The 6,255-nt window shown below is 63.1% G+C and carries 5 protein-coding genes; 4 read left to right on the forward strand and 1 reads right to left on the reverse strand.

Going from position 1 to position 6,255, the window contains the following annotated elements; translation table 11 throughout:
* The first annotated feature begins 29 nt into the window (after positions 1-29).
* The 3 genes from HMPREF3142_RS21710 (at position 30) to HMPREF3142_RS21720 (ending at position 3,602) form a co-directional block, all read left to right on the forward strand.
* Entirely contained in the window at positions 30-839 is an 810-nt protein-coding gene (locus HMPREF3142_RS21710) for an inositol monophosphatase family protein (protein WP_023287364.1), read from the forward strand.
* A 110-nt stretch (positions 840-949) separates the two neighbouring features.
* On the forward strand, positions 950-2,308 hold the full coding sequence (locus HMPREF3142_RS21715; protein WP_070612553.1) for an MFS transporter: 1,359 nt from the start codon (positions 950-952) through the stop codon (positions 2,306-2,308).
* A 25-nt stretch (positions 2,309-2,333) separates the two neighbouring features.
* Positions 2,334-3,602: a histidine phosphatase family protein gene (locus HMPREF3142_RS21720; protein WP_022065140.1), complete on the forward strand. Its 1,269-nt coding sequence runs from the start codon at positions 2,334-2,336 to the stop codon at positions 3,600-3,602.
* 60 nt (positions 3,603-3,662) lie between these two features.
* On the opposite strand, the gene mtnA is transcribed toward HMPREF3142_RS21720, so the two are convergent.
* The gene (mtnA, locus tag HMPREF3142_RS21725; RefSeq protein WP_023322216.1) at positions 3,663-4,691 is read right to left on the reverse strand and encodes an S-methyl-5-thioribose-1-phosphate isomerase; all 1,029 of its coding nucleotides are present in this window, start codon (positions 4,689-4,691) and stop codon (positions 3,663-3,665) included.
* Positions 4,692-4,792: 101 nt separating this feature from the next.
* Here mtnA and mtnK point away from each other — a divergent pair, with 101 nt between their 5' ends.
* Positions 4,793-5,992 (forward strand): S-methyl-5-thioribose kinase, encoded by a 1,200-nt coding sequence (gene mtnK / locus HMPREF3142_RS21730; protein ID WP_008805598.1) that lies wholly within the window; start codon positions 4,793-4,795, stop codon positions 5,990-5,992.
* The last annotated feature ends 263 nt before the right edge of the window (positions 5,993-6,255 follow it).

The raw sequence follows: 6,255 nt of genomic DNA on the forward strand, positions 1-6,255 counted from the left end.
TGCACACGTGTGCAAAATAGGGAGTCACTATGCAATCTCAGGAATCAGAAGCGCTACAGGCCCGCTACCGTCTGGCCTGCGAGCTGGCGAAAGCGGGGGCTGAGCTGGCGTTTGAATATTATCAACAGCGCGAGGCGCTGACCGTCGACCATAAAGGCGATGACCTGCAGGATGTGGTCAGCGTGGCCGACAAACGGGTGGAGGCCTTTGTCAAACAGCGCATTCAGAGCGCGTTTCCGCAAGATGGCTTTCTCGGCGAAGAGAGCGGCACCCGCCTGCCCGACGCCCGGATCCTGTGGGTGGTCGACCCCATCGATGGCACCAGCTGTTTCCTCAACGGCCTGCACACCTGGTGCCTGTCGCTGGCGATCGTCGCCGACGGCGAACCGGTCATCGGCGTGGTCTACGACCCCAACCATCGCGAGCTGTTTCACGCCCTGCGGGGCCATGGCGCCTGGCTCAACGACGCCCCGATCCGTCCACACCCCGCGACGACGGTCAAAGAGGGCGTGATGGGCGTCGGCACCTCGCATCGCGTCACCCCGGCGGACTTTCTGCCGTTTCTGCAGGCGCTGCTCAGCGACGGCGGCATGTTTATCCGCAACGGTTCCGGGGCGTTGATGAGCGCCTGGGCGGCGGCGGGCCGGTTGATTGGCTACTACGAGCCGCACATGAACCCGTGGGACGCCCTGCCGGGGCTGGTGCTGATGCGCGAAGCGGGCGGCGCCAGCAACGATTTTCTGGCGCAGGAGGGGATCCAGCGCGGCAATCCGCTGCTGCTGGCCAGCCAGACGCTCTACCCGCAGCTGAAAAAGATGATCCCACAACCCTTACATTAACCCTTACGGGTCAGGCTATCTCTGATTATGTACTCTACACAGTAACGATAACTTCACTCACGGACGAACCACATCAATCAGTCAGGCCTCCGACCTGCGGAGAACCACCTATGTCTGGAATTATCGCTTTTTTCCGGGCGTCGCCGCCGAAAGCGGGCGCCGCGTTTGATGAACAGCGTTTTCGCCGGGTGCGCTGGCAAACCTTTATCGCCATGACCCTGGCCTACGTCACCTTTTACGTCTGCCGGTTATCCTTCACCGTCGCCAAAAGCGCGCTGGTGGAGCTGGGGATCACTCCGACGGAGCTGGGCATGATCGGCTCTACCCTGTTCTTCAGCTACGCCATCGGCAAACTGGTCAACGGCTTTATCGCCGATCACGCCAACGTGGTGCGTTATATGAGCCTCGGTTTATTGCTCAGCGCCGGGATGAACCTGATGATGGGGATGACCACCAACGCCCTGCTGCTGGCCATCTTCTGGGGGATCAACGGTTGGGCGCAGTCGATGGGCGTCGGCCCCTGCGCGGTCTCGCTGGCGCGCTGGTACGGCGTTAAGGAGCGCGGCACCTTCTATGGCATCTGGTCGACGGCGCATAATATCGGCGAGGCGGTGACCTATATGGTGATCGCCGCAGTGATCGCCGGATTTGGCTGGCAGATGGGCTACCTGTCCACCGCCGCGCTCGGCGCCGCCGGGGTGGTGCTGCTGGTGCTGTTCATGCACGATTCGCCGCAGAGCAGTGGCTTCCCGTCCATCAACGTCATCCGCGATGAACCGCAGGAGGAGGCCGAAGCCCGCGGCTCAGTGTTTAAAAACCAGCTGCTGGCGCTGCGCAACCCGGCGCTGTGGACCCTCGCCCTCGCCTCCGCCTTTATGTACATCGACCGCTACGCCGTCAACTCGTGGGGGATCTTCTTTCTCGAGCAGGATAAAGCTTATTCCACGCTGGAGGCGTCCGGGATTATCGGCGTCAACGCCATCGCCGGCATCGCCGGGACCATCATCGCAGGCATGCTCTCCGACCGCTTTTTCCCACGCAACCGCAGCGTGATGGCCGGGTTTATCAGCCTGCTGAACACCGCCGGCTTCGCCCTGATGCTCTGGTCGCCGCACAATTATTACACTGACATTCTGGCGATGGTTATCTTCGGGGCCACCATTGGCGCTCTGACCTGCTTCCTCGGCGGGCTGATCGCCGTCGATATCTCCTCGCGCAAAGCCGCCGGGGCCGCGCTCGGCACCATCGGCATCGCCAGCTACGCCGGCGCCGGCCTGGGCGAGTTTCTCACCGGGATCATTATTGATAAAACGGCTATCCTTGAGAACGGCAAAACGCTGTATGATTTCAGCACGTTGGCGCTGTTCTGGGTGGGTACCGGTCTGGGTTCCGCGCTACTCTGTTTTACCACTGCCGCCATCGTCGCCCGGCGCCATGCCGTCGAACGGCAGACCTCGTTCTCCTCATAACCGATTAACGCATAAGGAAGAAGATATGATGCCTGCAAGACATCAGGGGCTGTTACGCCTGTTTATCGCCTGCGCGCTGCCGCTGCTGGCGCTGCAATCTGCCGCCGCCGCGGACTGGCAGCTGGAGAAAGTGGTCGAGCTCAGCCGCCACGGTATTCGTCCGCCGACGGCCGGCAACCGGGAAGCCATCGAGGCCGCCACCGGCCGACCGTGGACCGAGTGGACCACCCATGACGGCGAGCTCACCGGCCATGGCTATGCCGCCGTGGTCAACAAAGGGCGTGAGGAAGGCCAGCACTATCGCCAGCTCGGGCTGCTGCAGGCGGGATGCCCGACGGCGGAGTCGATTTACGTGCGCGCCAGCCCGCTGCAGCGGACGCGGGCGACCGCCCAGGCGCTGGTGGATGGCGCCTTCCCCGGCTGCGGCGTCGCTATCCATTATGTCAGCGGGGATGCCGATCCCCTGTTTCAGACCGACAAGTTCGCCGCCACGCAAACCGACCCCGCCCGCCAGCTGGCGGCGGTGAAAGAGAAGGCCGGGGATCTGGCGCAGCGTCGGCAGGCGCTGGCGCCGGCCATCCAGCTATTGCAACAGGCGGTTTGTCAGGCCGATAAACCCTGCCCGATCTTCGACACCCCCTGGCAGGTGGAGCAGAGCAAAAGCGGGAAAACCACTATTAGCGGACTGAGCGTGATGGCCAATATGGTGGAGACGCTGCGTCTCGGCTGGAGTGAAAACCTGCCTCTCAGCCAGCTGGCGTGGGGCAAGATCACCCAGGCCAGGCAGATCACCGCCCTGCTGCCGCTGTTAACGGAAAACTACGATCTGAGTAACGACGTGCTGTATACCGCGCAAAAACGCGGGTCGGTGCTGCTCAACGCCATGCTCGACGGCGTCAAACCGGAGGCGACCCCGAACGTACGCTGGCTGCTGCTGGTGGCCCATGACACCAATATCGCCATGGTGCGCACGCTGATGAACTTTAGCTGGCAGCTGCCGGGTTACAGCCGGGGAAATATCCCGCCGGGCAGTAGCCTGGTGCTGGAGCGCTGGCGCAACGCGAAGAGCGGGGAACGCTATCTGCGGGTCTATTTCCAGGCGCAAGGCCTCGACGACCTGCGTCGTCTGCAGACGCCGGACGCGCAGCACCCGATGCTGCGTCAGGAGTGGCGTCAGCCGGGCTGCCGTCAGACCGACGTCGGTACGCTGTGTCCCTTCCAGGCGGCTATTACCGCCCTCGGTCAGCGTATCGACCGGTCATCCGCCCCGGCGGTAGCCATGGTCCTGCCGTAGCAATGCAGCGCTTGCCCGGGCCCGGGAAAGCCATTTTTTCCAGGCCCGGCACGGTGTCGGCTATCCATTGTCCGGCGCAAACGCCCCGGCGGCGACCTGCGCCGGGGTGACCACCCCGCTGTCCAGCACCCAGCCGCTCACCAGCCCAGCAGGCGTGACGTCGAACGCCGGATTGTAAACGGCAGCCCCCGTCGGCGCCCACTGTACCGCGCCGAAGCTGCCCGCCACCCCGGTCACTTCCGCCGCCGCGCGCTGCTCAATGGGGATCGCCGCGCCGTTCGGGCAATGGCGGTCGAGGGTGGTCTGCGGGGCAGCGACGTAAAACGGGATCTGGTGATAATGGGCCAAAACCGCCAGGGAATAGGTGCCGATTTTATTCGCCACGTCGCCGTTGGCAGCGATACGGTCGGCGCCGACCCACACCGCATCCACCTGCCCCTGCGCCATCAGGCTGGCGGCCATTGAATCGGTGATCAACTGATACGGCACGCCCAGCTCGCCCAGCTCCCAGGCGGTTAAACGTCCGCCCTGCAGCAGTGGCCGGGTTTCATCGACCCACACGCTGGCCACCTTTCCCTGCCGGTGCGCCAGCGCGATAACCCCCAGGGCGGTCCCCACCCCGGCAGTCGCCAGGCCACCGGTGTTGCAATGGGTCAGCAGTCGACTGCCGGGCTTCACCAGCGCACTGCCCGCCTCAGCGATGCGGTCGCACAGCTGTTTATCTTCTTCGACCAGACGCAAAGCTTCCGCTTCCAGCGCCTGCGGGTAATCTTCCCGGGCCAGCGCCTGCTTCATGCGATCCAGATTATTCATCAGGTTGACCGCCGTCGGCCGCGCCGCGCGCAGCGTCTCCAGCGCCTGCTGGAGTGCATCCCGGTTCAGGCCGCGCTGGGCCAGCAGAGCCAGCAGCAGGCTGGCGGACAGGCCAATCAGCGGCGCGCCGCGCACCCGCAGGGCATGAATATGGTCCACCAGCAGCGCAACGTTATCCGCCGCCAGCCAGCGTTTTTCCTGCGGCAAGGCCTGCTGGTCGAGAATAAAAAGCTGATTTTCACTCACCCGCAGGCTGGTGGTCTGTAATGTCTGCATGTCGTTAAATCCCTGTTGCGTTGTTGTATCACATTGTGTCAGGATGGAATCCAGAAGTATAGACGTCTGAACGGCTTAATCAGAATTCGAGGATCGAGGCAATGTCGCAATACCATACCTTCACCGCCCACGATGCCGTGGCTTACGCGCAGCAGTTCGCCGGCATCGACAACCCATCTGAGCTGGTCAGCGCGCAGGAAGTGGGCGATGGCAACCTCAATCTGGTGTTTAAAGTGTTCGATCGCCAGGGCGTCAGCCGGGCGATCGTCAAACAGGCCCTGCCCTACGTGCGCTGTGTCGGCGAATCCTGGCCCCTGACCCTCGACCGCGCCCGTCTGGAAGCGCAGACCCTGGTCGCCCACTATCAGCACAGCCCGCAGCACACGGTAAAAATCCATCACTTTGATCCCGAGCTGGCGGTGATGGTGATGGAAGATCTTTCCGACCACCGCATCTGGCGCGGGGAGCTTATCGCTAACGTCTACTACCCGCAGGCGGCCCGCCAGCTTGGCGACTATCTGGCGCAGGTGCTGTTCCACACCAGCGATTTCTATCTCCATCCCCACGAGAAAAAAGCGCAGGTGGCGCAGTTTAGTAACCCGGCGATGTGCGAGATCACCGAGGATCTGTTCTTTAACGACCCGTATCAGATCCACGAGCGCAATAACTACCCGGCGGAGCTGGAGGCCGATGTCGCCGCCCTGCGCGACGACGCCCAGCTAAAGCTGGCGGTGGCGGCGCTGAAGCATCGTTTCTTTGCCCATGCGGAAGCGCTGCTGCACGGCGATATCCACAGCGGGTCGATCTTCGTTGCCGAAGGCAGCCTGAAGGCCATCGACGCCGAGTTCGGCTATTTCGGCCCCATTGGTTTCGATATCGGCACCGCCATCGGCAACTTGCTGCTTAACTACTGCGGCCTGCCGGGCCAGCTCGGCATTCGCGACGCCGCCGCCGCACGCGAGCAGCGACTGAACGATATCCACCAGCTGTGGACCACCTTCGCCGAACGCTTCCAGGCGCTGGCGGCGGAGAAAACCCGCGACGCGGCCCTGGCTTACCCCGGCTACGCTTCCGCCTTTCTGAAGAAAGTCTGGGCCGACGCGGTTGGCTTCTGCGGCAGCGAACTGATCCGCCGCAGCGTCGGACTGTCGCACGTCGCGGATATCGACACTATCCAGGACGACGCCATGCGCCATGAATGCCTGCGCCACGCCATTACCCTCGGCAAAGCGCTGATTGTGCTGGCCGAGCGTATCGACAGCGTCGACGAGCTGCTGGCGCGGGTACGCCAGTACAGCTGAGTGCGCCTGTTTTCCCTCACCCCGGCCCTCTCCCATAGGGAGAGGGAGCACACCCTAAAAAAGGCCATTGTCATTGCCTTTTTGCGTTTACCTTGCCCTCACCCCAACCCTCTCCCACAGGGAGAGGGAGCAAACCCTAAAAAAGTGCAATCATCAGGGATTGCCCGGCGGCGCTGCGCTTGCGCGGGCCTACAGATAACCGCATGACGGTTTGATCTTGCAGTCTTTTGTAGGCCGGGTAAGGCGAAAGCCGCCACCCGGCA

This window comes from Klebsiella sp. HMSC16C06, assembly GCF_001808325.1.
GTDB lineage: Bacteria > Pseudomonadota > Gammaproteobacteria > Enterobacterales > Enterobacteriaceae > Klebsiella > Klebsiella variicola.

Bases quoted from the DNA above. Each gene is read 5' to 3' on its own strand.
- HMPREF3142_RS21710 (WP_023287364.1), top strand. From the start codon at position 30: ATGCAATCTCAGGAATCAGAAGCGCTACAGGCCCGCTACCGTCTGGCC.
- HMPREF3142_RS21715 (WP_070612553.1), top strand. From the start codon at position 950: ATGTCTGGAATTATCGCTTTTTTCCGGGCGTCGCCGCCGAAAGCGGGC.
- HMPREF3142_RS21720 (WP_022065140.1), top strand. From the start codon at position 2,334: ATGATGCCTGCAAGACATCAGGGGCTGTTACGCCTGTTTATCGCCTGC.
- mtnA (WP_023322216.1), bottom strand. From the start codon at position 4,691: ATGCAGACATTACAGACCACCAGCCTGCGGGTGAGTGAAAATCAGCTT.
- mtnK (WP_008805598.1), top strand. From the start codon at position 4,793: ATGTCGCAATACCATACCTTCACCGCCCACGATGCCGTGGCTTACGCG.